The following is a 26565-nucleotide window of genomic DNA, read 5'->3' as shown; positions in this document are numbered from 1 at the left end:
GCTAATATTAAATTAAGAAATCCCCTCTAACTAAAATCAATCTAGTTAAAGGGGCAACCTAGTCTTAAAAGTGAAGCAATTCATTTAAACGTTTATTCTTATTTTGGCTTAATTCTTGTTTAGAGAAACGATGGTTCTCAGTAGAAGAATCTTCTTCATCTGAAAAGCCGAAGGCGTCTTCAATATCTAATTCACCTATAAGCAGTAGATCATCTAAAGAAATAATATCTCCAGATTGATTAAAACCATAATGTTTCAATAGTACGCCTTCAGCGGCCCAAGAATCAATTGTATCAATATCAATCAATAAATTACCCCTAACAAGGCTACCAATTATATTGAGTCTCAAATCCCATTCAGCTGTCTCATATTGGTTAAACTCTTGTTTGAACTGCTCATAGATTAATGAGAAATGGTTTGCAAAATACTTATAGGTAATGTAGCCTTCTAATATCCATTTGTCATAACTTTCATCATCAGTTGACTCTTCAATAACTTGACGATAGCCAATTATATCTAGCATATTATTACATCTTCTTGCCCTAAACCAGTTACTAGTATACATACCAAACATATCTGGGTCATCCTGCTCTTTTAATTCTTCCAATCTACTATTAGATAGGTCATACTTAACAATTTGATTAGTTAAATCTAAAACTTCATTTGCTGTCTCTTCATTAATATCGTTAAAAGTCGAACCATCATAAATAATTTTAGATACTAAATCTGGTATATTTAAAGCGGAATTATAAATTTCCATTGTCCCATCTCCTTATTAATTATTATTTAATCTATCCTCATTCACTACATCATAAGCCCAATCAGTAAAAAGTTGTTCTTGTGGTACTTTTAAAGCTTCAGCAAGTTTTTCTTGGTTTTTAATAGATGGCTTTGCACCTTCAAATACCCACCTTTCTATACTTCTGCTCGTAACCCCTATCATTTCAGCTAATTCACTCACCTTAGTATCCTCTACAAGCATAAGTCCAAACATTAATCGATTTTTAACATCCCATTTCTGCGGTGTTCTAAATCTTCTAACTGAATAATCTTCTTTAGTAATACCATGTTCCTTTTTGAAATCAGCATATTCAACATCCAAACCCATTTCTTCTGCTTTAGATTTTACCTCTTCTTCTTCTAAACCTGTCTTTTCTGCAATTTCTTCAACTGAAAAATCACCAGTTAAGTATTTCTTTAAATTATTATCTGACATATTGATCCCCTCCTGTTTGATTTGTTACTCAAATTATACCCTGCTTTGCTTAGTTTTTTAGTTAAATAACTGTTGAAACTAAATTTTTTGTTTTAATTCTAAAGCTTTTTATATTGTTTCAGTATTAAAAATTGATTTTAATTTCAAATTCTAAATTAATTTTAGTTTTAATTTTAAAATTGTAATTAAATATATAATTGATTTTTTTCTCATTCGAATCTGATATTAGATTTTTCTATCTCAAAGCTTTTAAATTACATTCCATAATCTGATGTCTCTTTTTTGAATATACCCTATATAACACCTCCTTTAAAAGTTCTCTGTAATTTTTAATTAACCATTAAACCTAAGTTATAGCTTCTTTTATGTCTTGGTTGGTAATCCAACACTAATCGTTTATGCTCCTCATAATAAGCTTTTATAGCCATATCAAGGGATATTAAACCATATTATATAAACACCTAGATAAACTCCTCTCAAAAAATAAAAAAAGAACAACTATAGCTGTTAACTACAATTGCTCTTGATTAAAATATATTAAAATTTTATAAGAGGTCGGGCTCGAAACGCTCGAACCTTCTTCAATAAATAACTTTAGTTTCAGATAGATAAAAATCAATTTTTTACCTTCTATTAAGCGTTTTTAAATTTTTTATTATAATTTAATATTTTCCTGCTTAAATTAATTATTTAGCTATATTTAATATATTAGATCGCCAATAATTATATTAACTACAAAATTTAAATCTTAATTATGAGATCAACTATTATTCTATGATTATAATTATTGTTAACTATTATAATATTATGTATTTTATTTATAGTTTTATATCAGAATCTTTTTTAATTAATACTAATTTTAAATTTGATAGAAAATTAACTTGATTATTATCATTATTATAAATTTCAATCTTTGCATTTTTAACTGCTGTTTTTTTATCTTTTCCTACAGTTTCAACTTGGTATATTTTATTTTTTTCATCTTTTAAAGTAACATTATACTTACAGGTCGTTTCCAACTTCATCACCTCATTTTATACTAAATCTAATTATTAATTTTCTCTTTATTATATTTGAGTTCTTACTTTAGACTATTAATCTATTTGTGAGTCTTATCTTCCAATTTATATAAATCTTGATACAGAATTTTTTATACCACTAATTTACTTTTATTTTAATAATGATATAGCTATTAATTGACTTCTACTATATCTAAATCAAAAAATTTTATCTAGATTTTTTTGGTTCCTTCATTAATTCCACTTCTAAAATAGCTAATTAATTATGCTATTTCTTTAACCTAAATTAAGTATACTAAATAATTAAACATGTATCAAATTGATATTTTTTTGACAAATTTTGCAGGATTAATTAAACTTTTAAATAATAATTAAAGTAATGTATTAATTTTGTTTTAGTATTTATAATCTATTCTAAATACTACTTAACACATATTTTTAAAATTTTAAGTAACTCTAATAAAGATTTATTTAGTAATTTATATTCTATATAATTAGAGGTGACCCATATGTCTAATTTAAACGAACAAAAACTAAAAAAGGAAAAAGAAGAACTAAAAACTACTCTGAATTCTATAGGTGATGCAGTTATTTCTACAGATATAGAAGGTAATATTGTTCGCATGAATCCAGTTGCTGAATTATTAACTGGCTGGAAAAGTGGAGATGCTATTGGTAAACCTATACAGAAAGTCTTTAATATTATTAATGCCAAAACAAGAAAAAAAGTTGAGAATCCAGTAAATAAAGTTCTAGAAGAAAAAAAAGTAATAAGATTAGATAATCATACTGTATTAATAGCAAAAGACGGTAGTGAATATAAAATAGATGATTCTGCTGCTCCAATTATAAATGAGGAAGAAAAGATTATAGGAGTTGTGTTAGTATTTAGAGATGTAACTGAAAAATATAAACAACAGAACTCATTACGAAAAAACAAAGACCTATATCAAAAATTATTTTCAAATATAAACAGTGGTGTAGTAATTTATGAAGTTATTGAAAATGGTGAAGATTTTATATTTAAAAATATTAACAAAGCTTCAGAAAAAATTGAACAAATAGATAAGGACGAGGTGATCGGAAAAAGCGTGAAACAGGTATTCCCAGGAATTATTGATTTTGGTTTATTTGATGTTTTACAACGTGTATGGAGAACAGGCAAAGCAGAAAATCATCCTATTTCTCATTATGAAGATGAAAGAATTACAGGATGGAGAGAAAACTATGTTTGTAAACTAACATCAAAAGAAATAGTGGTAATTTATAATGATATAACTAAACGTAAAAAAAGAGAAAACCAAATTGAATCTCAAAAACAAAGATTAAAAAATATAATTGATGGAGCTAATGTGGGGACATGGGAGTGGAATGTGCAAACAGGAGAAACTATATTTAATGAAAAATGGGCTGAAATGATAGGTTATACTTTAGAAGAAATTTCACCTACTACTATTGAAACTTGGAAAAAATTCACCCATCCTAATGATTTAGAAAAAGCCAAAAAAATGTTAGATAAACACTTTAAAGGAGAATTAGATCAATATAGAATGGAAATTAGAATGAAACATAAAAATGGGGACTGGGTCTGGGTTGAAGACAAAGGAAAAGTAATATCCTGGACTAAAGATAATAAACCCGAATTGGTATATGGTACTCATCTGAATATCAACAAACGTAAAAAGGCAGAAAAGCAATTAAAATACAAAACATTCCATGATGAACTGACTGGATTATACAACAGAGCCTACTTTAAAGAAGAAATTACCCGCTATGATAATAAAAGACAATTACCCTTAAGTATTATTATAGGTGATATTAACGGTCTTAAAATAACTAATGATACCTTTGGACACAATAAGGGAGATAAACTTTTAAAAAACGTTGCTCAAATATTAGAAAATTCTTGTCGGCAAGAAGACCTAGTAGCTCGTATTGGAGGAGATGAGTTTGTAATACTATTACCCCAAACTTCTAAAGAAGAATCGCAAGAAATTTATACAAGAATTAAAAATGCCTGTCAGAAAGCTGAAAAAGACCCAATTAAACCTAGTATTGCTTTGGGAAGTGCAACCAAAAAAGAAGCAAATGAAGATTTTGAAAAAATATCGGAAAAAGCAGAAAATAGTATGTATCAAAATAAAATACATGAAAGTACAAAAGTTCATAATATCATTCTTGATTCATTGAAAAAAATGTTGAAAGAAAAAAGCAATGAAACATTAGAACACAGGCAACGACTTGAAATTTTAGCTGTAGCTTTAGGAAAAAAATTAGATTTATCGCCACACAAGTTAAATACTTTAATCTTGTTAGCTGACTTACATGACATAGGTAAAATAACTATTTCTAAAGAAATTCTAAAAAAACCAGGAGCATTGACTGATAAAGAATGGGATAAAATTAAAGAACACCCAACTAAAGGTTATGAAATAGCGAATTCTTCTTCTAAATTAAATAATATAGCTGAAGGAATTTTATGTCATCATGAACACTGGGATGGTAATGGTTATCCTCATGAAATCGCAGGTGAAAATATACCTTTATCAGCTCGAATTATTAGCATTGTTGATGCTTATGATATTATGACCAGTGGCAGACCCTATAAAGAAGCCATAAGTAAAAAAGAGGCTTTAAAAGAGTTAAAAAATTGTGCTGGTAGTCAATTTGATCCTAAGTTAGTTGAGATATTTATTGATATAATAAAAAATAAATTATAAAATTTAAAATAAAATTAATCCTTTAGTTATTACAATCTTCCATTTGTTAAATCATTGGTGGTAGATAAATAAATATTATCTAAAACTTATTGTTAATCCTAATATTGTTCGGCTTTCTATATAAATCAGTAGCAAAAGTATAGCGAAGAGTATGAGGAGAAACCTTTTTATTTATATCTGATTTATCCAAAATACGATATACCATTTCAAGAATATAATAATTTTTTACCTTTTAATTTATTAAACACATATCAAGGCTTCTCTTCAACTCTTCCCTTTGACAATTCTTACAATTAGTAAGCAAATCTAAAACTTATTCTGATACTCATAATATTATATCTTTAATATTTCAACCTCTCTGTATTTATAATCAATAAAAAAAGAGTAACAAGATTAAACTTGCTACTCTTTATCTTAAAAAATTAATTTTACACTTTGAATTCTTCAATTAAACTTTGTAATTCTTGAGACATTTCAGCTAATTCTTGTGAAGAATTAGCTATTTCATCAGACATATTTTTAATATCAGCAGTACTAGAATTCATTCCTTCACTTTGCTCAGTTAATTCCTGAGTAGCATTCGCTGTTTGATCAATCTGTTCAGCTGTTTGTTCACTTGCTTCTTTAATTTCATTGAAAACTATTTCAGTTTCTTGAGCTACTTCTTTTCCTTCTTTAGCTTTTTTACTTACTTCTTTAATAGCTTCTAAACCATTGTCTGCTTTATTTTGTGTTCTATCAATGAGATTCTTTATATTATCCGTAGCTTCATTAGTTTCTTCTGCTAATTCTCTAATTTCATCTGCAACTACTGCAAATCCTTCTCCTGCTTCTCCAGCTCTAGCAGCTTCAATTGAAGCATTTAAAGCTAATAAATTAGTTTGTTCAGATATATTAGTAATTAAACTAATTATATTCTCAATTTCAATTGCTGTTTCATCTAAATCATTAATAATTTTTAAAGCCTTATTTGTGGAGTTATTAATTTCATTAATACTATTTAAAGTATTATCTATATTCTTACTTCCTACTTCAGTCTTTTGACTGGTCTCTTCAGCAAAACTACTTACTTCTTGAGCACTAGCAGAAATCTCTTGGATACTAGCAGAAATATTTCTAATTAAATCTTGAGTAGTATCAATTGTAGCATTACCTTCTTCAGCTGAAGCAGATAATTCTTCACTATAAGCTGATAAATCTTGTGTTAATTCCATAATAGGTTCAATTAAATCTTTTAAATTATCCTTTATTTCCTTAAAAGCAAAGGCTAATTTACCCAATTCATCTTCTTTATTAACCAAATCATTATCAATCTCCAAGTTAAAATTACCATTTGCCATAGATAATGCATATTCCTCAATTTTAATTATAGTATCAACAAATTTATCAACCGATAACACTATCAGAATTGCTAGAATTATAAAAGCAACTACACTAATAATTATTACCTTAGTCGTCATATTACTAACTTCAGCAAACATTTCATTATGAGGTACTACTATACCAAAACTCCATGGGGTTTCTGTATTACCTATCTTAACAGGAGCAAAACTTTTAAACACACTTTGTCCTAAAGAAACAGAATAAGCATCATCATGAAATAATTGTCCATTAGCAACTACTGCTCTATACTTATCTTCATTATCTCCTTTAAAGTCCCCTGATTCATCCCACAATCTATCTGAATCAGGATGTGCTACTACTACTCCTTTATTAGAAAGTAGCCGACCAAAACCAGTTTCAAAAATATCAAATCCATTAATTATATTCTGTAATTCCGAAAAATTAATGGTAATACCCAAATTACCAATTGTTATTCCATCTTTCTTGATTGGTACAACTAAAGCACTTACTTTCATATTTTGAATATTAGTATATGGCTCTAAAACTGTCTCAGATTTAAATTTATTTTTTCTAATATAGTCGTAAGTAATATCATTTTCTATTAATTGACCATTTTCTACATGATATCTTTTATTAAAATCTTCATCACTTAAACTTATCCACATATTATTAAAAAGATCTCTTTCTAATATATCTTTAATTAAATTAGGATCTTCATTAGGAATATTTCTTGGAGAATCTTTTTTACTATTTATAACTCTAAGTATATTAAAACCTGGCTCTAACTTATTTTCAATAATTTTAGCATATCGTCTTGATTCTGACATAGATAAATCAATTGACTTATCAACAGCCATATTTTTAGTTGAAGAAACTATTATACCAATTGTTATAGAAAATATTATAATTAAAACTAGTAATGAACTAGTCAAAATTTTAGCTTTAAGTGATTTAATTTGCACTTTAATCTCCTCCTAGTTTTTAATTTATTCACTCAATATAAATAATCTATAAAACTAAAAATTTAAGTTTCCATTACTTCCTTTGTCCAATCTATTGCTATTAAAAAACAACTTCTAACTATATTTTTACTTATATTTAATTTGTTAGTAAAATGATTCACTTTATCCCAATCTCCACTTTCATATGCTAAAACAACTTTATAAATATCATTAAATTCTCCTTCTTTACCTAATAAAGTTTCCTTTACATCTTTAGCAATTGGTAATTCTTTGAGTAAATTTTGCAACTCTCGTCCCATCAAAACATCAATCATAGAGAATATTCCAATCATAAATAATTTAGAAGATTTAAAATCATTGTAAATTTCTTGCCCTAAAAGTTCACACATTCGAGCTCTAATTAATGATTCCCTAATTAGTTCTTTAGGTTTATCATCAGCTAATTCTTTAATAACTACCAAATCAAACCATTTCTTAACTTCTTCAATACCTAAAAGTACTAATGCTTGTTTAATTGACTCAATCTCTTGATTAAAACCAAAAGCTGCTGAATTTATAATACTTAATAATTTATAAGAAAGTGACATATCTTGTTTGATAATTTCAGCTATTTTATCAAAGTCAGGATTCGTTTTATTTAACTCATTAAGCCCCTGAAAATAATTAGTTGGATATACTGGCAAATCATTTCCTTTCAATATCTCTGGCTTCTTAAAAAAATACCCCTGAAAATATGAATATCCCATTTTTTTAGCTTCTTGAAATTCTTCTTTAGTTTCCACTTTTTCTGCTAACAATCTAATATTATAATCATTAGCAATCTCAACAAGATTTTCTCTTTCGTCTTTAGAAGTAATTAAAAAATCTACTTTAATAATATCGGCAATTTTTAATAGTGGCTTATAACTAGAATCAAAAACAAAGTCATCTAAAGCAATAATATAATTTTCATTTTTTAAATTTAAACAAGTTTTAATAATTTTTTCTGTTATTTTTACATCTTCTAATATTTCTATTACTAAAATATTATTATCAAACAAACTATGTACTTCCTTTTCCAATAGATTAGAAGTAAAATTTATAAAAGCCTTTTTTCCTTGAGTAATATTTCTGACCCCAATATTACTAAAAGTATTAGCTAAAACCTCTGATGTAGCATCATCTCCATCAAAATTTTTACTAGTATCACTATTTAAATCTCTATATAATAATTCATAACCGTATACTTCTTTATTACGATTGAAAATAGGTTGCCTTGCTACATAAGACTTCATCGCTATCCACCTTTCAAAATTAGTATATTATTATATATCTACTCAGTTATAATTTCTTCAAATTTATTAACCACTTCAGGATCAAAATAAACACCTTTATATTCTTTAATTTTATTGAGAGCATCTTCATCACTCATGCTAGTATTGAAATAATCTAATGCTAATTCATGATTAACTCCTTTAAATGTTAATGCATCAAAGGTATCAATTACAGCAATTATTCTAGATAACCGAGGTATGTTCTTGCCTTCTAAATTATCAGGATATCCTGATCCATCCCAATGTTCATGATGGTGAATAATATCACTTGTAATCCTATGAAAACTCTTAAAATTATTTATTATCTTATAGCTATATTCAGGATGCTTTTTAAATTTATTTAACTGTTCATTTGAAAATTCAGTTTTTTGTTTCAGCATTTCTTGATCTAGAGCTAACTTTCCAATATCATGTACTTTAATTGCCTTCATTAATCTATCTTTTTTATTATCAGGAAAATCAAATTTTGCAGCAAATTCAGCAGCTAAATCAACCATTCTTTGACTATGGTCTACAACATAGTAATTACTTTTTTCTAATTTAGTTAATAGAGATTGTAACAATCTGTTATTGAACTTTTCTTTTTGTCTTTCCTTATTTCTATACATATTCTCTTCAGCTTCATTAAATATTATTGACAAACTTTGTTCTGTACTCTTTTTAGTAGCTAATCCCAACGCTATGCTTACAGGGATATCTCTAAAATTACTATTGCCTGTTCTCTTATTGATTCTATCTAGGATTTCTTTACCTTCTTTAAAATTTGTTTCAGGAGCAATAATACAAAATTCATCTCCCCCCCACCGCACTAAATAATCCTTACGTCGAGTTGAATTCTTCAAAATTTCAGCAGTTAATTTTAACAAGCCATCACCAGCTTCATGACCAAAAACATCATTAGTTATTTTTAATCCATTTAAATCTCCAACAATTATAGTAACAGGAAACTTACGCTCTTCTTCAATCTCCTTAACTTTTTCATCATAAAACCTTCGATTATAAAGCCCTGTTAATTGATCGTGAAAACTTATATATTCAATTTCATCTCTTTGTTCTTTCATTTGAGTTATATCCTTTGCTGATCCTATAATTTTAGTTACTTTTCCATCTATTATAACTGGTGATAATTTAGTCAACCAATATTTTGTTCCATTAGGTAAATCTAATTTTTCTTCATAAGAAATGGTTCCCTTTTGATTAAGGCATTTCCTATATTTATTTTCTACTTGAGCACCAACTTCTTCTCCTAATAGATCTTGAGGCGTTTTACCTTTTACTTGTTCTGTTTTTAATCCAGTTAATTTTTCATGAATAGGATTTAATAAATCGTAAACTAAATCATTGTCTTCAGTAACATCAATTAAAAATAATGCATCATTAGTATTATTGAATATAGTTTTATACTTTTGATATACTTCATCTAAATCTTCCGAAACTACTTCATAAAAATTAATTAATAATTCTCCTGTCTTATCCAAAAAGTTCATTTCTATATCAACTTCAACACTATTATTATTAAAATCATTAATGGTGATATTATGCAAAAAAGATTGCTCTTTGCGACTATTAAATAAAAGAACTAATTCATTTTTTACCTTTTTTTGGTCTTTAGTAGATATTAAATTCAAAATAAAACTTTTCTCTTCATCACTAGAACCATATTTCTGGATAAAATCATTATTAAAAGTTGTAATGATAAAGTTTTCATCTACAGCTAAAATAGGAATAGTTAATTTATTAAATATTTCTTCAAATAAAGTACTCAAATATTCATTATCCAATATTATCACCTCTGATTTTTATTACTAACAACAATTTCTTCAAATGAACTGAAAATCCTTTGTTTTTTTACAAATTAATCTAAAAAATATCATAGTTAATTATTTATCCAATTTGTGTTTTAATTGCTCTCTTAATGACTTCACAATCAGTTTGTCTAACTTTTGACTTTGGTCTAACAATTTTGAACTTTTTAGATTTTTGTCTTCCTTTTTATAAATTTCTTCTAAGTCATCTCTTTCAAGTTCAATAACTTTTAATTTCATAATATCCCTTCTTTATTAAATAGTAATTATTGTTAATTAATATTATATTCTTTTTTTCCAAAAAGTAAATAATATAGACAAAAATAAAAAATTACATCAGAAGGTAAAATAAAAGGCCCATTATTTATTAATGGACTTAAAATAAACTCAATTTTTATTTATAATTTATTTCAATGTCCGTAAATCTACAATTACGGACATTGAACTTTAATTATTAACAGCCTTTTTAGAATTAACCTCATACTTCAAATCCGTCATTACAGAGCCTAAATAGTCATCAGCTAATAATTTTAAAATTTCCCATCTATTAGCTGAATCAAATACAAGCTTTTCTCTCCCATTTTCTTCAACTACATCAACATCAACATTACATTCTTTTATCGCAAATTTGATATTTTCCATATCAATATCATTAAAATAATCACTAGAAGCTATATTATTAACCTTAGCAAGCATAGTTAAATGCCCTTTGCATGCCTCTCTAAGTTCATCCATATTACTTACAGGAACTTTTTGGTCTAAAGTATCCAATATATTATCGGCATTACTTTTTAGTTCTTCATAATATCTAAAGATCAGATGAAAATAATACGTACTTCGAATAAATATTTTACCTTCAAATAAAAAGCAATCAAATTTATTATCAAATAGAAACAGGCTTTCTTCGAATTTATTATACACTCCCTTACTAAACCAAGATATAATCCCACAGTTATTTACTTTTAATTTTTTATTGCATTTTCTAAATATAGTGATTTTTTCTCCCTTTATTTCAAATACTAAAATATAGAAATGCAGGCTGTTTATAAATTCTTCTTCTCCCTCGGTAAATGACTTAATACCTGTAGTTTCAGGTATGTTATCTATAACTGATTTTATTCTTCTGTTCTTTACATCTAAACATTCTATTTCATGCTTTCCCTTTTTTCTAGCAGGGTTATATTTAACCAATTCCTTTTTTCCTTTATGAATATCATCGACTACTGATAAAATTTTATTAGATAACTTACTTTTAAATTCATCTGCTAAATCTCCTTCTAATGAAACTTTTCTAAATTTGAATTCTTTTTCATATTCTGAAACTAAAATTAGAGACGCCGCAAAGTCTTTATTTAACATTTCTTTGACTTTCTGTAATTTAGATTCCACTTTAATCCTCCTCCAAATATACATTACTTGAAATTTTAATTGCTTTAATTCTATTTCCAGCAGATATAAATTTACTTCTTGAAATTAAAATTAATGTGTTTCCTGACTTATCTTTAGTTTCAAAAATATGATACCCAGCTAAATTTAATAAGGGGTTAATATAAATCATATTAGAATTAATGTATATGATCCCTAATACTAAAAATAAAATTAATAAAGATGATTTATCTTCAAAAGTAGTTAAATCCATACTTAAAAATGGAATTATATATGTGACTATATAACTAGTTGCTTCTCCATCCCTAGGATTTACTTCTTCTATATTTATATAGTCACTTTCAATTTTAGTATAACTATATATGAACACCCACAAGACAATTATAGAAAAAATACTTACAACAATCAAAATAAGATTGATTGCATTACTATCAAAAGAATTTTTGATAGAGAAAATTAAAAATAATGGGGCATATGAACTAAAAAATAATATTAATTTCACATATTTCTTTATCAATAATATCACCCCTATAAACAATAGTAACAATTCTTATTCAAATTGATAATTGACGACCATTAACTCTCAACCACTCCTGCTTTTCTTCATAATTAGGTATTACTGCTTCAACCAACTGCCAAAATTCTTTAGAATGATTAGGATATTTAAGATGAGCTAATTCATGAACTACTAGATAATCAACAACACTCATAGGAGCCATAATCAACTTCCAATTAAAATTAAGATTCCGTTTGCTACTACAACTACCCCACCTTTTCTTCTGTTTTTTAACTTTAATTAAATTAGGGGCTTCTCCTATCTGCTCTTGATACTTCTTTACTCGTTCTCTAATCTTTTGATCAGCATGACTACGATACCATTGGATAACTTCATCTCTAATCAACTCTCGCCTACTATCAGAGTCAGACACATCCTTGCTAACCATAATCCAAAACTTACCTTGATAGAGTTTAACTTTTACTTGATCAACATTATCAGATTCTTTGACTTTAATTCTATATCTTCTGCCAAGATAAGGTAGTTTCTCACCACTTAAAAACTCTTTTGGGATAGGAGCAGGCTTCACATCACTTAATTTATCTTGTTTTTTAAGAATCCACTCTGCTTTCTTTTCTACTACTTCCTCAATTTCATTCTCAGACAATTCTTCAGGTGCTCTAATTTTAACTCCACCTTCTATACTAACCTCTAATCCTACTGTCTTACGATCACTTCTTACCACTTTATATTTAATAATTGTAGTACCATATTCAATTGCTGGCATAATAACATCTCCATTATAGGATATTCTTAGCTAATTTCATTATTTGTGTAGTTAAACTGTCTAAATCATCTCTAAATTTTTCGTACTGATACAACTTTCTCATAATCATTCTTTTCATCGGCTTCAATACTTTATTCTGTTTCTTCTTCCAATCTACTACTGCCATTTCTTTTAGATTCTCCATTAATTCTTGAGCTAATTCCTTTAACTCTTTATTTCCTTTAAATTCCGCATCATCATTTACTTCATATTCACCTCTATCTTCTGCTACTGCTTCACTGGAGTCATTATCAGTTTTAGACTCTTCTTCCAATAACTCATAGAGAGCAAATTCTTTTTCATTCAAGCCTAATTTTTCAGCTTTAGTTCTAACATTTCTCATTTTATTAATTATACCACGCATTGCTTCAATTTTTTCTGTAAAATCAAATCGTCCTTGTTTTTGTTTTTCAATTATTTCTTCTAAACGTTCTTTAAGCGACTGATAGAAAACAGGATTCTCTTCCATCTTAACATTGACAGTATGTCTGATAGCATGTTCCATTTCACTTGCTTTGGCTTCTTCTTTATCTTTTTCTTTAATTACTTGGTCGAATTTATCTTCATCTAGAATTGATACTGGCTCATGAAGCAAACTAATATCACTCACTTGAATATGGTCATCAATTATCTTTCTAATCTTAGCCCCTAATCCTTTGACGTTAATACTCTTGTCTCGATAACGATTTCTAACTGCCCTATAAACCTTAGCTAATGTCTTCAAATCGTCACGATAAGGATCTGCAATTGGATCAGGCATCACAATATCCATACTCTCAGAAAATACTTTAAAGGCTTCTTTAAACTCCATTCGTTTATCTTCATCTTCAAAGGCTAACACACATTCTTCTAAATCATCTAAATTAAGACCATCAAATAATCTCATTACTCTACGATATCTTCTCTGCAATCTTGGTTCTTCATCTTTAACAGGAGTAGCAGCATTCTCAACATCTTCTTCATTAAAAATAGCTAATGCTTCTTGCAGATTGTCAAACCCACCGTAATAGTCTACAATTAAACCAAAGTTCTTATTCTCAAAACGCCTGTTAACCCTTGCTATAGCCTGTAAGAGGTTATGCTCTTTTAAAGGCTTGTCTAAGTACATAACTTGCTCTACAGGAGCATCAAAGCCTGTTAAGAGCTTATCACAAACTATTAAAAACTTAATTGGATCATCAGGCTTTTTAAATCTTTCAATCAACTGCTTCTGCTTATCTTTAGGCGTATGGTGTTTTTTTATTAATGGAGGATCATTCTTGCTCCCACTACTGAAAATAGCAATAGATTGAGGAGCATTTAGCTCATCTAATTTTTCCTTATAAATAGCAACTGCTCGTCTACTAGTAGTTACTATTTGAGCCTTCAAAGGAGCAATCTTTTCTTCCCAATGATTGATTATATCTAAACAGATTTTTTCAATTCTTCTGGGAGCTTCTGCTATAGCTTGAGTAGTAGCATATTTCTTCTTAATTTCAGCCTTTTCTTCATCACTATAATCAGCAAAGGCTCTTTCAAATATCTCATCTAAATCATTACCTTCTACTTTCAGTTCAGGCAATCGTCCTTCATATTTAATAGGCAAAGTCGCTCCATCCTCTACTGATTCTTCGATAGTATAAGTATCAATATAACCACCAAAAGTACGAGTAGTACTTCTCTCTTCTTTTTCAATCGGAGTTCCCGTAAACCCCAAATAACAAGCATTAGGCATTGCTCTTCTCATGTTAAAAGCTAAATCTTTGTACTGGGTTCGATGGGCTTCGTCAACCATCACAAAAATATTTTCACTTTCATTCAAAACAGGATACTTAATTTTTTCTTCACTTCTCGCACGTTTTTTATTTTCATTCTGTTCTTCAGCAGTCAACTGGAATTTATGTATTGTCGTCATAATTGTTTTACCTGAACCATATTTAATCTTCTCTCTTAAATCTTCTACTCCTCCAGCAGACTTAGGATTAGGAAAACCACATCTTTCAAAAGTAGCAGTTATCTGACGATCTAAATCTACTCTATCTGTTACTATTAACAGAGTAGGATTATTTAACTCCTTCATTCGCCGTAACTTCAAAGCTAAAAAGAGCATCGACAAAGACTTACCTGAACCCTGAGTATGCCAGACTGTACCATTCCTATCAGCTAAACTATCAGCTGTTTGAATTCTATCTAAAGCTTTATTTACTGCTCTGAACTGTTGATAGCGGGCTGTTTTTTTAACTAAAGTATTACCCTCTTGTTCAAAGACAGTAAAGTTTTGCATTAAATCAAGCAGATTTTCTTTCTTGAAGATAGAAAACAAGAGTATATCCTGCAAATTAGGTTCTTTATCAGTTAGTTCTTCAATTTCATCCCTTGTATGTGGATAAGGATCTTTCCATTCTCTAAAATGACGAGCAGGAGTACCTACAGGAGCTGCTGAAGCTGAGGGACCCCAAGCTGCTACTAAAAATTGATTGGTATAAAAGAGTTTCTCTGCTCCTTCATCTGCTTCATAATCTCTTAAATCTTGGTATCTCTGCAATTGATTAATTGCTTCTTCTTCAGGTTGATTACAGGTGGATTCGTTCTTACATTCAATAACTGCTATCGGAAGACCATTAATAAAGACTGTAATATCAGTTCTTATTTTTTCTTTGCCTTGCACAGTATACTGATTAAGAGCTATAAACTCATTATTCTCAGGATTATTGTAATCAATATATTTAACGGTTTGGTTTTTCTTTCCTTTACCTAAATCCTGCTGTAGTGAAATATGCTGCACTAATTTCTCATAAACTTTCTCATTTGCATCCATTAAATTAGTAGCCTGTATCTTAGCAGGTCGAATCTGATTAACTGCTTTATTTAAGTTATTTTCATTTAACCAAGGATTAATCCGTCGTAACGACTCTCTTAATTTATCTAAGAGTAATACTTGATGCTTTGATTCTCTATGAGGTATACTATCGCCTTGTTCTACGTCATAAACTTGATAATCTAATTCTTGGAATAGATCTAAAGCTCTCTTTTCTACTAAATGATATTCATCCCAATCTCGACTCATATAATACCCTCCTTGTTCTCAGCAATTATAAATTTAACTACTTAATATAAAATTTGCCATTATGAAGATTAAAATTTAACCACAACTAGTTTAGAATCACTAATTGTGGTTAAATAGTAATTATTCCTCTACATCAACTCTAACTTCACCAGTTAACAGTTTCTGCATTAAACCTTTTTTTAGTTCTTCTAGTTTTTCCTTCTGCTCCTGTTTTTTCTGAATTTTATTATCTACTGAAGATAGAATATTAGCTATTTTCTTTTGTTCTTCTAGTGGAGGAACTAATAATTTAAAAGAATTTAAATCTCCTTTTGTTATATGAATTTGTCCCGCCGATCCCCCTACTAAAGTTTTTAATAACGGTAACATATAATTAAGATAATTTTTATAATATTCATTATAATTTTTTTCTTTAGATTTCAAATTATATATATGCTGATTTAATACAGCCTTTTCTTTATTCCAAATATACGCACCTAACGAAGTATTTATATTGCCTGCCCAACAAAATAACAAATCCCCTTTATTAACATAATACTTATCTTTGACTTCAAAATTACAATAATTTGTTTCGGAATTTTCATTTTCTCTTAAATCCTGAATTCTAATAATTTGCAACCCTTCATTAGACCATTCATTTTTCTTAAAAGATCGCCCATTTATGAGATCAAACATTTTTTCAAGTCTCACTAAATTCCAATTTCTTGGTATCTCATATTTTTTACTGCCAATTCTAACTTCCTTAAATTCGTCATGCCCAATCCCTTTCGTCAATAACTCCTGCATCAATCCCTTCTTCAACTCTTGAGTCTTAGCAATAATTTGATCTGTCTTCTCTATCGCCTGATCGACTGAAGATAAAACATCTGCTATTTTCTTCTGTTCTGGAAGTGGGGGATAAATAATAGGTAAAGTAGAATATTCAGTAGCATTTATATTTGCCAGAGTAGTGCTTCTAGAAAAACTATTAATCCAACTATTGTAAAGATAAGAATGAGTATAATGAGACAAATAATCGTAATCTATTTCTTTACTATTCAGCTCAAACTTAATTAAATATCCTGCAAAAACACAGGTGATTTCAGTATCTCTATCTTTATATAAATAAGTTCTTCCTACGGAACCAGTTCGAGCAAAAACAATATCTCCCTCATTTAATATATACTTTTCATTTTCTTCTTTTTTTTCGATACTTTTCTTATCATTATTTTTTAGTCTGCCGTCTTCTGAAATATCTGTTATTCTTATATATCTAAATTGTTCAGCATCAAATTCTTCAGCAGACTCATTAGCTCCATATTGTCCATTATTTTTGCTAACCTGACTTAATTCTTTTACATTCCAATTTTTAGGAATCATTTCTTTTTTAGGACCAATTCTAACCTCTTTCATATCTCTACCCATCATACCCCAACTCACTTAAATAACCTTCTAATTCACTCTCAACTTCTTCATACTCCTCTTCAAGCTGCTCAAGATCATCTAATACCTCTTCAATATCAACTGGTTCTTCAGGTTCAGTAGTATCCACATATCTCGGCACATTAAGATTAAAGTCATTACGTTCAATTTCTTCCATATCAGCTACTCGACAGTACTTTTCTACATCTTCAAAGTTATGATAAGCATCTAATATCTTCTCAAGGTCTTCTTCTCGCAATCTATTCTGATTACTTAACTCTTCATAATCTTCTTCAGCATAAATAAATAGTACTTTATCTTTTCGTTCTTTCGGTTTGTCTTTATTAAAGACCAAAATACAACCTGGTGATGAGGTATTAGCAAACAGATTACCTGGTAAAGCAATTACTGCTTCAATTAAATCATCCTGCAGCACTTTCTTTCTAATCTTACCTTCAGAACGACTGCGGAATAAAGCTCCATTGTCTAACACAACACCTAATCGCCCTTCTTTGTTAGTACTAGCAATCATATGCTGTATCCAAGCCCAATCTCCTTTGTTCTTTGGTGGATATCCATATCTCATTCGTCCATAAGGTTCTGAATCTTGAATATACTCTTTACTCCATCGCTTCTGATTCCACATTGGATTAGCTAGTACAATATCAAATTGATCTAAATCTCCACCTGTAGTAAACTCAGGATCTCGCATTGTATCTCCTTTAGCTATTTCTGCATCATAGTGACCATGTAAGAGCATGTTCATCTTACAGATAGCCCAAGTATTAAGATTCCGTTCTTGTCCATAGAGAGTAATCCTTGAAGTATCAAAACCATTCTCTTTTAAGTGATCGGCTGAATAAACTAACATCCCCCCAGAACCACAACAGGGGTCATGAACTCTCATCCCTGGCTGAGGGTCTAATATCTCTACTAATAACTTTACTACTTCCTGCGGAGTATAGAACTCTCCACCTTTCTTGCCTGCATCATCTGCAAACTGCTTAATCAAATACTCATAAGCTGTTCCTAATATATCTGGATCTTCTAATTTTTCATTACTCAGTGTATATTTTGAAAAATGCTGGATCAACTGGTCTAATACATGATCAGGCAATCGTTCTTTATCATTAAAGTCAATATTGACTAATACTCCTTCTAACATCTCATTCTCTTCTTCTAATTCTTCAAAGGCTTTATTTAAGGCTGCTCCTATATCTTGTTTAATACTAGCAAGATGTTCCCATCTAGCTCGTTCAGGCACATAAAACTCATAAAAAAGAGGTTTATCTATAAATTCTCCTTCGCCTTCTTTCATTTCTGCTTGTTCTTCTGCAAAGACATCATTAATTCGTTTTAAAAATAACATCCCAAAGATATAGTTCTTATAGTCTGCTGAATCAATACTGCCTCTTAGTATATCAGCAGACTCCCACAAGTAAGATTCTAGTTTATCTAATGTTAAAATATCTTCTGACAAAGTAATCCCTCCAATTTTAATTTCTTGATTTGATAATTAATTTAATAGCTGTTCGTTCTTCCTGTTCAATTTCAATATCTTTAAAACCAGGTATACAATACAAATCTATTCCATTAGAAGCAACATAACCTCTTGCAATAGCTACTGCTTTTACAGCTTGATTTAAAGCACCAGCACCTACTGCTTGTAGCTCTACTCTATCTTCTTCTCTTATTACTCCAGCTAAGGCTCCTGCTACAGCTTTAGGATCAGATTTTGATGCTACTTTTAGTAATTCCATATATGTACCTCCTCATTTGAGTTGGTCATTTGAACAATTTAAAAACACCTTTCCAAATTCTACTCCTAGCTATGTATTTTAAAAACTTAACAGGTCCTTTAACTATCTTTGACAGTAGATAGAAGAATCTTGACAGCTTAACACTATCCCTCCTAAAAGATTAGTTTCGTTATCATATTTAAAAAGGTTTCCTTTATAAATCGAACTCTGCTCTAACAACTTTACCTATTATAATAGCATTCTCCTGACTAATCAACTTACTAGACTGCCCTTTAACTGGCTGTAAAAACAATTCTTCTCCTGCTTCAACTACATTAGCTAAGAAATATTGATCATTATAGTTAATGATGCACTTATCATCACTATTAATTGTACTCACTTTTTCAATCAACAGCCTATCTCCAATTTTGATTCGATTGCCAGTCAAAGTATCTGTTTTTACTTCTAAGTAGAAACACTCATTAAACTTCTCAATACCTTTAGGATCGGTTACTCTATGTCCTTTAATATTGGATTTAACCCAAAGTTTTTCATCTTGTTTTAATTTTTTTACTATAGGCACTTTAGCATTAGGATAAATATCAATAGGTTTTTTAGGCAGACTATAATTAGTACCCTCATTAGATATATCAATTCTTTTAGTTTCTTCTTTTCCTTCAGTTGATGTTATTCGATAAAATATCTCTAACTCCTTGTCTGCTATGTTAACATTATATATATAGTAGCGAGCAATTTTCTGCTGATCTGACTTATCTAATCTATTAAATACTCCTGTTAAAGTATCTGCATTTTTATATTCAATAGACAATTGTTCTAATAGTTCTTTTACCTGCTTTAATCTGCTATTATATTCTACCTTAAACTTTTCAGGTAATATTGTGTCAACTAAAGCAGGTTTAACTAGATCATCCCAAAACTTTTTAATTAATCCAATGTGAGGCTGATGTTTATATTCAGTTCTACCTAATATATAATCAGCTGAAACTTCATAATAGTCAGCTAAATGATAAACCAAATCATATTTGGGCTTTCTTTTACCCGCTTCATAAAAACTGATTGACTGTTGCGTAATTTTTAATCCTTTTTTTTCTCTTAATTCGTTCTTTAAATCTTTTTGTGTTAACTCCTTATCATTCCTTAATTCTTTCATTCTCTCGCTTATTATGGTTACTTCTTTATTTCCCATTTCTATACCTCCTTTATTTGAATTATACAACAAAATTATATTTTAGTAAAGTAGCCTTTATAGATATTAAATATTTTTTTGTGATATTAACCTTGACAAAATCTAACTTCCAATGTATAATTGAAATATAGTAAAACAACATTTAGATATTTAATTTATTTTTATTTTTTATTTTTAACTACATTAATAAATTAAAGGAGGGTTAACACTTGGCAAATCAATCAACCGTTTTCAATGAATTGTTAACCGAAATCAAAAAGTTGAACAACACTCTAGCTCAAAACAATAATGACAACAGCAAATCCGAAGTAGAATTTTTAAATGTCAAAGAGGCAGCAGACCTACTTAATTTAAGCACAAGCAATATTTACGATAAGATTAATCAGGGTAAAATACCTGCTTGTGAAATTGGCGGAAGAAAGGTAATTAACAAAGAGAAATTAATTGAACACATAAGCTCCCAAACTCATTAGATTCTAAGACCCCCTATAATAAATCATTCTTCTTTCCAAAATACTGTAACTTACATAATGCAGTATTTTGGAAAGAATTAACCCTCAAAGGAGGAATAATCATGGCAAATATTACTAAAAAAGGTCGTCAAAAATATCAAATTTGTATTGAATGTGGACGGAACCCTCAAACTGGAAAAAGAAAGAGAAAGTATGAAACATTTAATGGTACTAAAACGGAAGCTAAAAAAAGAGCAGCAGAGCTAGAACATGAAATTAAAAGCAATCAATTTATCGAAGATACTGAAGAAACAGTAGGCAGTTACTTAAAAGAATGGTTAAGAAATTACAAACACAATCTTGCCCCTTCTACTTACGAAAGTTACGATATAATAATTAACTCTCACTTAATACCTGCTTTAGGACAGAAAAAATTATCTGAATTAGGTCCTCAAGACATTGAAAGATACCAAGCACAAAAATTAAGTTCAGGCAGAAAAGACGGTAAACAAGGTGGATTATCTACAAGAACTGTTCAATATCATCATCGAGTGTTATCAAAAGCATTGAAAAAAGCTGAAAAATATAACTTGATTAGAGAAAACCCTGCTAAACTTGTTCAAGCTCCAACTCCTAATACACCAGAAATTAATCCGTTAAGTAAAGATGAAGTCAATAAATTATTAGACCAAGCCGAAGGCTTTGCTCATGACTTAATTTATCTTGGAGTTAAGACTGGTATGAGAAGAGGAGAATTATTGGCCCTTAGATGGTCAGATATAGACTTTGAGAATAAAAAAATTACTGTAAGACAAAGTATGACTAAAGTAACAGGCGAAGAATTAAGTTTTAATAAGCCAAAGACTAAATCTAGCCAACGACCAATTCAAATTGATGATGAAATTATTACTATGCTGAAGAAAAGAAAAGCTAAGCAAGAAGAATATAAAGAGAAGTTTGGAAACAAATACGATAATCAACACAAATTAGTCTTTAGAAAAAACAATGGTAAACCATTTTTACCTCAATATGCTACTAAAATGTTTAATCAAGTTGCTGAAGCAGCAGAATTAGGCGAATTTAGATTACATGATTTACGACATACCCATGCCACATTGATGCTCAAATCAGAAGTACATCCTAAGATTGTACAAGAACGACTAGGACATTCTTCGATCACTCAAACTTTAGATACTTATTCTCATGTAATTCCATCAATGCAGAAAGAAGCAGTTGATAAGTTTAATGCAAATTTTGATTTTGGTTTGAATTAAATCAATTAACCTTAAAACCCTCTCCTGAATATTGGAGAGGGTTACTTATTTTACATTTTCAAATAACTAATCTATGTTAGTATGGCGACATAATGGCGACGATGTTCAAAATAAAGCACTTTCAAAAAATTAAAAAAACTGCCGTAAACCCCGACAGTTAAGTGATAATAAAATGGCACGGGAAGGAGGACTTGAACCCCCAACACCTGGATTTGGAGTCCAGTGCTCTGCCAATTGAGCTATTCCCGTACGTTGATTAATTTATTTACTTTTATTTGCTGTATTTCCTATCACCACAGCACTTATCGATTATATAATAAGATTAGATGATTGTCAATAAATAATTATGATTTTTCTTCAAACTCATTCTAAGTACTTTTTTAAACAATAAAATATTCTATATTAAAAAAGGTCATTTAACTATGCCCTTTTTTAATCTGAATCTTTGTTTCCATATAATTAATTATATGGAAAATGGTGGAGATGGCCAGATTCGAACTGGCGTGTCTATAGAGTGCTCCTAGAGGTTCTACGAGCGTAGCTTGTGATTTGAACTTCACAGTTTTAGCTCCCCCAAGCAGGATCTAAAACTGCTAACCTGTTAAATTCCCCATTTCCCTACAGGCATCAGGAAATGAGTAGCCTGCTTAATTATGATACTTATAAGCCCTCACAGACAAAGAGACTTATAAGCATTTAGCTGACTGCGTTACGCAGCAGCTAAAGAATAATCTGCGTTATTGTTAGCAGATAAATTTAGACACTATTAATATTACGAGGCTTAATAGTAATCTCGGCTCGCTGGCTCCGGCACACCCTATAGATCGATACCAATACACCCCCACATAGTTACTAACAGTAATAGAAAGTAAGAAGCAAAATCTAAAGGTGAAACCTGCCAATATTCAATTGTAATTATCTTTCGCGACCATAGGTTCTATCTTTAAGAGCACGCTCCATTTCTCTTTGAGCAGTTCTCTCTTTGATATCTTCACGTTTATCGCGTTTATTCTTACCTTTAGCTAAACCTAACTCCACCTTAACAATGTTATGCTTCAAATACATTTTCAGTGGAATTAAAGTATAACCTTCACGCTGCGTCTTCCCAATCAAACTTCTAATCTGCCGCTTATGCAGCAACAATTTGCGCTTGCGTTCAGGATCATGATTCTCTCGATTCCCATGACTATAAGGAGAGATGTGAATATTATGGAGAAATATTTCTCCATCTCTAATCAAAGCAAAACCATCTTTAAGATTGACATTATGCTGACGAGCAGACTTTACTTCTGTCCCCTGCAACACAATCCCTGCTTCATAGCTTTCTTCAATATGATAGTCATGCTTTGCCTTACGATTACGGGCAATCACTTCAATTTGATCATCTTTTGACATAATTCTTCACCTCTTAGAGTCCACTCTTAATTATAACTATTAATCTTTAATTTGTCAAGAGCTAATTTCTATTCGATTAGCTCAAAATCAATTTGTTGAGCATCTACATTTACTTTACTAACTTCTACTTTCACTTCATCACCTAAACGATAAATTTTAGCAGTTCTTTCACCAATGATAGCTTGTTTATCTTCATGGTAATGATAATAATCATCGACTAAAGTACTAACATGAACTAAACCTTCAATCGTATTGTCTAATTCTACAAAGAATCCAAAGGACATTACACCACTGATTACCCCTTCAAATTCTTGACCTAATTTATCTTTCATATATTCTACTTTCTTCAAGTCTTTAGATTCTCTTTCAGCATCCATAGCTTTTCTTTCCTGTAGTGAAGAATGATCCGCAATAGAGAATAGATTATCTTCTAATTCTTCTCTTCGCTCTTTCGGTAAAACTCCCTTATTAATTACTTCTTTGATAATTCGATGTATCATTAAATCAGGATAACGTCTAATTGGAGATGTAAAGTGAGAATAACATCTTGAGGCTAAACCAAAGTGACCTATATTTTGTGGATGATAATGAGCTTTCTGCATTGTCCGTAGTAATACCGTATTCACAACTCTTTCTTCTGGTTCTCCTTCTACTTTATTCAGTACTTTTTGCAGTGATTTCGGGTGTACTTCTCCTTCTAATCCTTTAACATGATACCCTAAATTGTGTAAGAAACTATTTAGTTCTTCAATTTCATCTTTAGCAGGTTCTTCGTGGACTCGATAAATGAATGGTACCTCACGATAGTACATTTCTTCTGCTACAACCTCATTTGTTCTAATCATAAAGTCTTCAATTAATTTTTCTGCTATTGTACGGTCCACTTTTTCAATATCAATTGCATTTCCCTCTTCATCTAATACAACTTCTGCTTCAGGAAATTCAAAATCAACACTACCTTTATCTTGTCGCAACTTTCTTACTTTCTTAGAAAGATCAGCCATTAATCTTAATTCTGCAATCAAATGACTAAATTGATCAATTAATTCTTCGTCATCATCTACTAACATCTTCTTAACTTGATTATAAGTTAAACGTTGATTAACATTAATTACACTCTCAGTAATTTCATGTTCTAAAACTTCTCCGGAATTTAAATCAAATTTCATTAAGACAGACATAGCTAAACGATCTTGATCAGATCTTAAACTACATAAGTTATTAGATAACTTTTCAGGTAACATTGGAATTACACGATCAACTAAATAGATACTTGTCCCTCGTTCTAAAGCTTCCTGATCTAATGGACTTCCTTCTTTTACATAATGGGTTACATCTGCTATATGTACCCCTAACCTAGCTTCTTCTTCATTTAATTTTTCTATAGAAACAGCATCATCAAAGTCTTTAGCATCTTCTCCATCAATAGTTACCATCTTGACATCCCTAAGGTCTGTTCTTCTATTAATTTCTTTTTCACTAATTTTTTCCGGAATTGCTGCTACTTCTTCCCTAACATCAGATGGAAAATCAGCTGGTAAATCTAACTTTTTAATAATTGTTTCAATATCTACACCAGAATCAGTCTTATGTCCTAAAATTTCAGTTATTTCACCTTCAGGATTTCTTCTCTTAGCAGGCCATTGATTAATCTCAACTACTACTTTATCTCCTTCTTGCGCTCCCTTAGATTGGCTTTTAGGTACAAATACATCATGAAAGATCTTGCCATCATCAGGCACAACAAAACCAAAATCTCCACTATCTTCATATTCTCCTACAATCTGATGGTTAGCTCTTTCTAAAATTTTAATTACTTCTCCTGCTGTACTTTTACCTTTTTTCTCTCCGATTAATCTAACTACTACACGATCATTATGCATTGCTCCATCTATATCTTCAATACTAATATAAACGTCTTCTTGTTCTGGATTATCAGGAATTAAAAAGCCAAATCCCTTTGCATGCCCCTGAAGTCTTCCAACAACTAAATCCATTCGCTCAGGAACACCATATCTTTCTTTACGGTTTTTAATAATCAATCCATCGTTCTCTATTTCTTCTAACAAGTCTAAAAATTTATCTCTATCACGTTTAGGAATATCAAATTCTTTTAATAACTCTTCTGCTGTTAATGGTTTATACGCTTGTTCTTTCATAAAATCAACAATTTTACTTTTAGTACTCATAATTTATCACCTCTAAATATTTATTTATCTATATAAAGTGGCACTTTCAGTTTAACAGTAAAACAGTGAACAATTTACAGTTAAATCAAAACCAAAAAGCACAATCAAAAAATAAACAACCTCAAAATAGTATATCCCTGCCCCCACTATTAAAGTAAAACTGCCTTGGATTAAGATAAAATTGTTTCGCAGCGACTTCAAATCTAGTTTGTCAATAAGTCTTAATGAAGTATAATAAAAAATGATTTTGGGAGTTTAATTTCAAATTTAATTCGTCCCTCATAACAATCACGTCCTGTGATATTCGGGACATTAAAACTTCCTGTTCGTCAAAACTAAATTGCAGCTTATTATACAAATTTAGACGAATCAAACTAGATTTATAAGCGAAGAAATCATTTTATCTTAATCCCGAAAGTTACACTTTATATAGATTATTTTTAACATATTTAAAATTAATATACGAAATTGTAAAAATAAAAACTCTCAGCTAGATGCACTCTAACTAAGAGTTTTGGTGATTACAGACAATATTAATTATTGAAGATAAGCAATAGTTAAAGATAAGATCATAAATAAAATAGCAGCCACTGTCGTAACTTTACTTAAAATTTGATCTAATTGTCTTCCTTCATCACCAAATACTGAAGAAGCTCCTCCTTCAATAGCACCTAAACCTGCACTTTTACCAGACTGTAATAGTACTCCTGTAATTAACGCAATACAAACAATAATATGCACTACTTTCAATGTGAATAACATTTTTTATTACTGC

General features: G+C 29.7%; 21 protein-coding genes, 1 tRNA gene and 1 other RNA gene. 3 read left to right on the top strand and 20 right to left on the bottom strand.

Features of this window, described 5'->3' with window-relative positions; translation table 11 throughout:
* Positions 1-64: 64 nt before the first annotated feature.
* The 3 genes from JOC47_RS08385 to JOC47_RS08375 form a co-directional block, all read right to left on the bottom strand.
* A complete protein-coding gene (locus JOC47_RS08385) occupies positions 65-760 on the bottom strand; it encodes a hypothetical protein (RefSeq protein WP_204701622.1) in 696 nt (231 codons plus the stop codon).
* A gap of 15 nt (positions 761-775) precedes the next feature.
* Positions 776-1216, bottom strand: coding sequence for a helix-turn-helix domain-containing protein (locus tag JOC47_RS08380; RefSeq protein WP_204701621.1), 441 nt, complete (start codon positions 1214-1216; stop codon positions 776-778).
* A gap of 818 nt (positions 1217-2034) precedes the next feature.
* On the bottom strand, positions 2035-2241 hold the full coding sequence (locus JOC47_RS08375; RefSeq protein WP_204701620.1) for a hypothetical protein: 207 nt from the start codon (positions 2239-2241) through the stop codon (positions 2035-2037).
* A gap of 503 nt (positions 2242-2744) precedes the next feature.
* Here JOC47_RS08375 and JOC47_RS08370 point away from each other — a divergent pair.
* Positions 2745-4955 (top strand): diguanylate cyclase domain-containing protein, encoded by a 2211-nt coding sequence (locus tag JOC47_RS08370; protein WP_204701619.1) that lies wholly within the window; start codon positions 2745-2747, stop codon positions 4953-4955.
* A gap of 428 nt (positions 4956-5383) precedes the next feature.
* Here JOC47_RS08370 and JOC47_RS08365 read toward each other — a convergent pair whose 3' ends face one another.
* The 12 genes from JOC47_RS08365 to JOC47_RS08310 form a co-directional block, all read right to left on the bottom strand.
* Positions 5384-7261: a methyl-accepting chemotaxis protein gene (locus JOC47_RS08365; RefSeq protein WP_338035337.1), complete on the bottom strand. Its 1878-nt coding sequence runs from the start codon at positions 7259-7261 to the stop codon at positions 5384-5386.
* 62 nt (positions 7262-7323) lie between these two features.
* On the bottom strand, positions 7324-8535 hold the full coding sequence (locus tag JOC47_RS08360) for an EAL and HDOD domain-containing protein (RefSeq protein ID WP_204701618.1): 1212 nt from the start codon (positions 8533-8535) through the stop codon (positions 7324-7326).
* A 38-nt stretch (positions 8536-8573) separates the two neighbouring features.
* On the bottom strand, positions 8574-10355 hold the full coding sequence (locus JOC47_RS08355) for a diguanylate cyclase (RefSeq protein WP_204701617.1): 1782 nt from the start codon (positions 10353-10355) through the stop codon (positions 8574-8576).
* A 99-nt stretch (positions 10356-10454) separates the two neighbouring features.
* Positions 10455-10619, bottom strand: coding sequence for a Spo0E family sporulation regulatory protein-aspartic acid phosphatase (locus JOC47_RS08350; RefSeq protein WP_204701616.1), 165 nt, complete (start codon positions 10617-10619; stop codon positions 10455-10457).
* 207 nt (positions 10620-10826) lie between these two features.
* A complete protein-coding gene (locus JOC47_RS08345; RefSeq protein WP_204701615.1) occupies positions 10827-11768 on the bottom strand; it encodes a Kiwa anti-phage protein KwaB-like domain-containing protein in 942 nt (313 codons plus the stop codon).
* Between the two features lies 1 nt (position 11769).
* Positions 11770-12282 (bottom strand): KwaA family protein, encoded by a 513-nt coding sequence (locus JOC47_RS08340; protein ID WP_204701614.1) that lies wholly within the window; start codon positions 12280-12282, stop codon positions 11770-11772.
* Positions 12283-12319: 37 nt separating this feature from the next.
* The gene (locus tag JOC47_RS08335; RefSeq protein WP_204701613.1) at positions 12320-13048 is read right to left on the bottom strand and encodes a M48 family metallopeptidase; all 729 of its coding nucleotides are present in this window, start codon (positions 13046-13048) and stop codon (positions 12320-12322) included.
* 13 nt (positions 13049-13061) lie between these two features.
* Positions 13062-16133 (bottom strand): type I restriction endonuclease subunit R, encoded by a 3072-nt coding sequence (locus JOC47_RS08330; RefSeq protein ID WP_204701612.1) that lies wholly within the window; start codon positions 16131-16133, stop codon positions 13062-13064.
* A 120-nt stretch (positions 16134-16253) separates the two neighbouring features.
* Positions 16254-17552 (bottom strand): restriction endonuclease subunit S, encoded by a 1299-nt coding sequence (locus tag JOC47_RS08325; RefSeq protein WP_204701611.1) that lies wholly within the window; start codon positions 17550-17552, stop codon positions 16254-16256.
* On the bottom strand, positions 17530-19014 hold the full coding sequence (locus JOC47_RS08320; RefSeq protein ID WP_204701610.1) for a class I SAM-dependent DNA methyltransferase: 1485 nt from the start codon (positions 19012-19014) through the stop codon (positions 17530-17532). The genes JOC47_RS08325 and JOC47_RS08320 overlap by 23 nt, the downstream gene beginning before the upstream one ends.
* A 16-nt stretch (positions 19015-19030) precedes the next feature.
* A complete protein-coding gene (locus JOC47_RS08315) occupies positions 19031-19294 on the bottom strand; it encodes a stage V sporulation protein S (RefSeq protein ID WP_204701609.1) in 264 nt (87 codons plus the stop codon).
* Between the two features lie 193 nt (positions 19295-19487).
* The gene (locus tag JOC47_RS08310) at positions 19488-20480 is read right to left on the bottom strand and encodes a helix-turn-helix domain-containing protein (RefSeq protein ID WP_204701608.1); all 993 of its coding nucleotides are present in this window, start codon (positions 20478-20480) and stop codon (positions 19488-19490) included.
* A 209-nt stretch (positions 20481-20689) separates the two neighbouring features.
* Here JOC47_RS08310 and JOC47_RS08305 point away from each other — a divergent pair, with 209 nt between their 5' ends.
* Both JOC47_RS08305 and JOC47_RS08300 read left to right on the top strand, forming a co-directional pair.
* Positions 20690-20953 carry a helix-turn-helix domain-containing protein gene (locus JOC47_RS08305; RefSeq protein ID WP_204701607.1) on the top strand — a complete coding sequence of 88 codons (264 nt, stop codon included), beginning with the start codon at positions 20690-20692 and terminating at the stop codon, positions 20951-20953.
* A gap of 101 nt (positions 20954-21054) precedes the next feature.
* Positions 21055-22206, top strand: coding sequence for a tyrosine-type recombinase/integrase (locus tag JOC47_RS08300; RefSeq protein WP_204701606.1), 1152 nt, complete (start codon positions 21055-21057; stop codon positions 22204-22206).
* A gap of 173 nt (positions 22207-22379) precedes the next feature.
* Here the strand turns inward: JOC47_RS08300 and JOC47_RS08295 are convergent.
* The 5 genes from JOC47_RS08295 to secG form a co-directional block, all read right to left on the bottom strand.
* A tRNA-Trp gene (locus tag JOC47_RS08295) sits at positions 22380-22455 on the bottom strand.
* A gap of 226 nt (positions 22456-22681) precedes the next feature.
* Positions 22682-23049: a transfer-messenger RNA gene (gene ssrA, locus JOC47_RS08290) on the bottom strand.
* Positions 23050-23121: 72 nt separating this feature from the next.
* Positions 23122-23601: an SsrA-binding protein SmpB gene (gene smpB, locus JOC47_RS08285; RefSeq protein WP_204701605.1), complete on the bottom strand. Its 480-nt coding sequence runs from the start codon at positions 23599-23601 to the stop codon at positions 23122-23124.
* Between the two features lie 68 nt (positions 23602-23669).
* The gene (rnr, locus tag JOC47_RS08280; RefSeq protein ID WP_204701604.1) at positions 23670-25790 is read right to left on the bottom strand and encodes a ribonuclease R; all 2121 of its coding nucleotides are present in this window, start codon (positions 25788-25790) and stop codon (positions 23670-23672) included.
* A gap of 537 nt (positions 25791-26327) precedes the next feature.
* The gene (gene secG / locus JOC47_RS08275) at positions 26328-26552 is read right to left on the bottom strand and encodes a preprotein translocase subunit SecG (RefSeq protein ID WP_204701603.1); all 225 of its coding nucleotides are present in this window, start codon (positions 26550-26552) and stop codon (positions 26328-26330) included.
* Positions 26553-26565 lie beyond the last annotated feature (13 nt).

Origin of the sequence: Halanaerobacter jeridensis, from assembly GCF_016908315.1 — a bacterium.
Lineage (GTDB): Bacteria > Bacillota > Halanaerobiia > Halobacteroidales > Halobacteroidaceae > Halanaerobacter > Halanaerobacter jeridensis.
This window is presented reverse-complemented; position numbering and strand designations above follow the sequence as displayed.

Bases quoted from the DNA above. Each gene is read 5' to 3' on its own strand.
- JOC47_RS08385 (WP_204701622.1), bottom strand. From the start codon at position 760: ATGGAAATTTATAATTCCGCTTTAAATATACCAGATTTAGTATCTAAA.
- JOC47_RS08380 (WP_204701621.1), bottom strand. From the start codon at position 1,216: ATGTCAGATAATAATTTAAAGAAATACTTAACTGGTGATTTTTCAGTT.
- JOC47_RS08375 (WP_204701620.1), bottom strand. From the start codon at position 2,241: ATGAAGTTGGAAACGACCTGTAAGTATAATGTTACTTTAAAAGATGAA.
- JOC47_RS08370 (WP_204701619.1), top strand. From the start codon at position 2,745: ATGTCTAATTTAAACGAACAAAAACTAAAAAAGGAAAAAGAAGAACTA.
- JOC47_RS08360 (WP_204701618.1), bottom strand. From the start codon at position 8,535: ATGAAGTCTTATGTAGCAAGGCAACCTATTTTCAATCGTAATAAAGAA.
- JOC47_RS08350 (WP_204701616.1), bottom strand. From the start codon at position 10,619: ATGAAATTAAAAGTTATTGAACTTGAAAGAGATGACTTAGAAGAAATT.
- JOC47_RS08335 (WP_204701613.1), bottom strand. From the start codon at position 13,048: ATGCCAGCAATTGAATATGGTACTACAATTATTAAATATAAAGTGGTA.
- JOC47_RS08330 (WP_204701612.1), bottom strand. From the start codon at position 16,133: ATGAGTCGAGATTGGGATGAATATCATTTAGTAGAAAAGAGAGCTTTA.
- JOC47_RS08315 (WP_204701609.1), bottom strand. From the start codon at position 19,294: ATGGAATTACTAAAAGTAGCATCAAAATCTGATCCTAAAGCTGTAGCA.
- JOC47_RS08310 (WP_204701608.1), bottom strand. From the start codon at position 20,480: ATGGGAAATAAAGAAGTAACCATAATAAGCGAGAGAATGAAAGAATTA.
- JOC47_RS08300 (WP_204701606.1), top strand. From the start codon at position 21,055: ATGGCAAATATTACTAAAAAAGGTCGTCAAAAATATCAAATTTGTATT.
- smpB (WP_204701605.1), bottom strand. From the start codon at position 23,601: ATGTCAAAAGATGATCAAATTGAAGTGATTGCCCGTAATCGTAAGGCA.
- rnr (WP_204701604.1), bottom strand. From the start codon at position 25,790: ATGAGTACTAAAAGTAAAATTGTTGATTTTATGAAAGAACAAGCGTAT.
- secG (WP_204701603.1), bottom strand. From the start codon at position 26,552: ATGTTATTCACATTGAAAGTAGTGCATATTATTGTTTGTATTGCGTTA.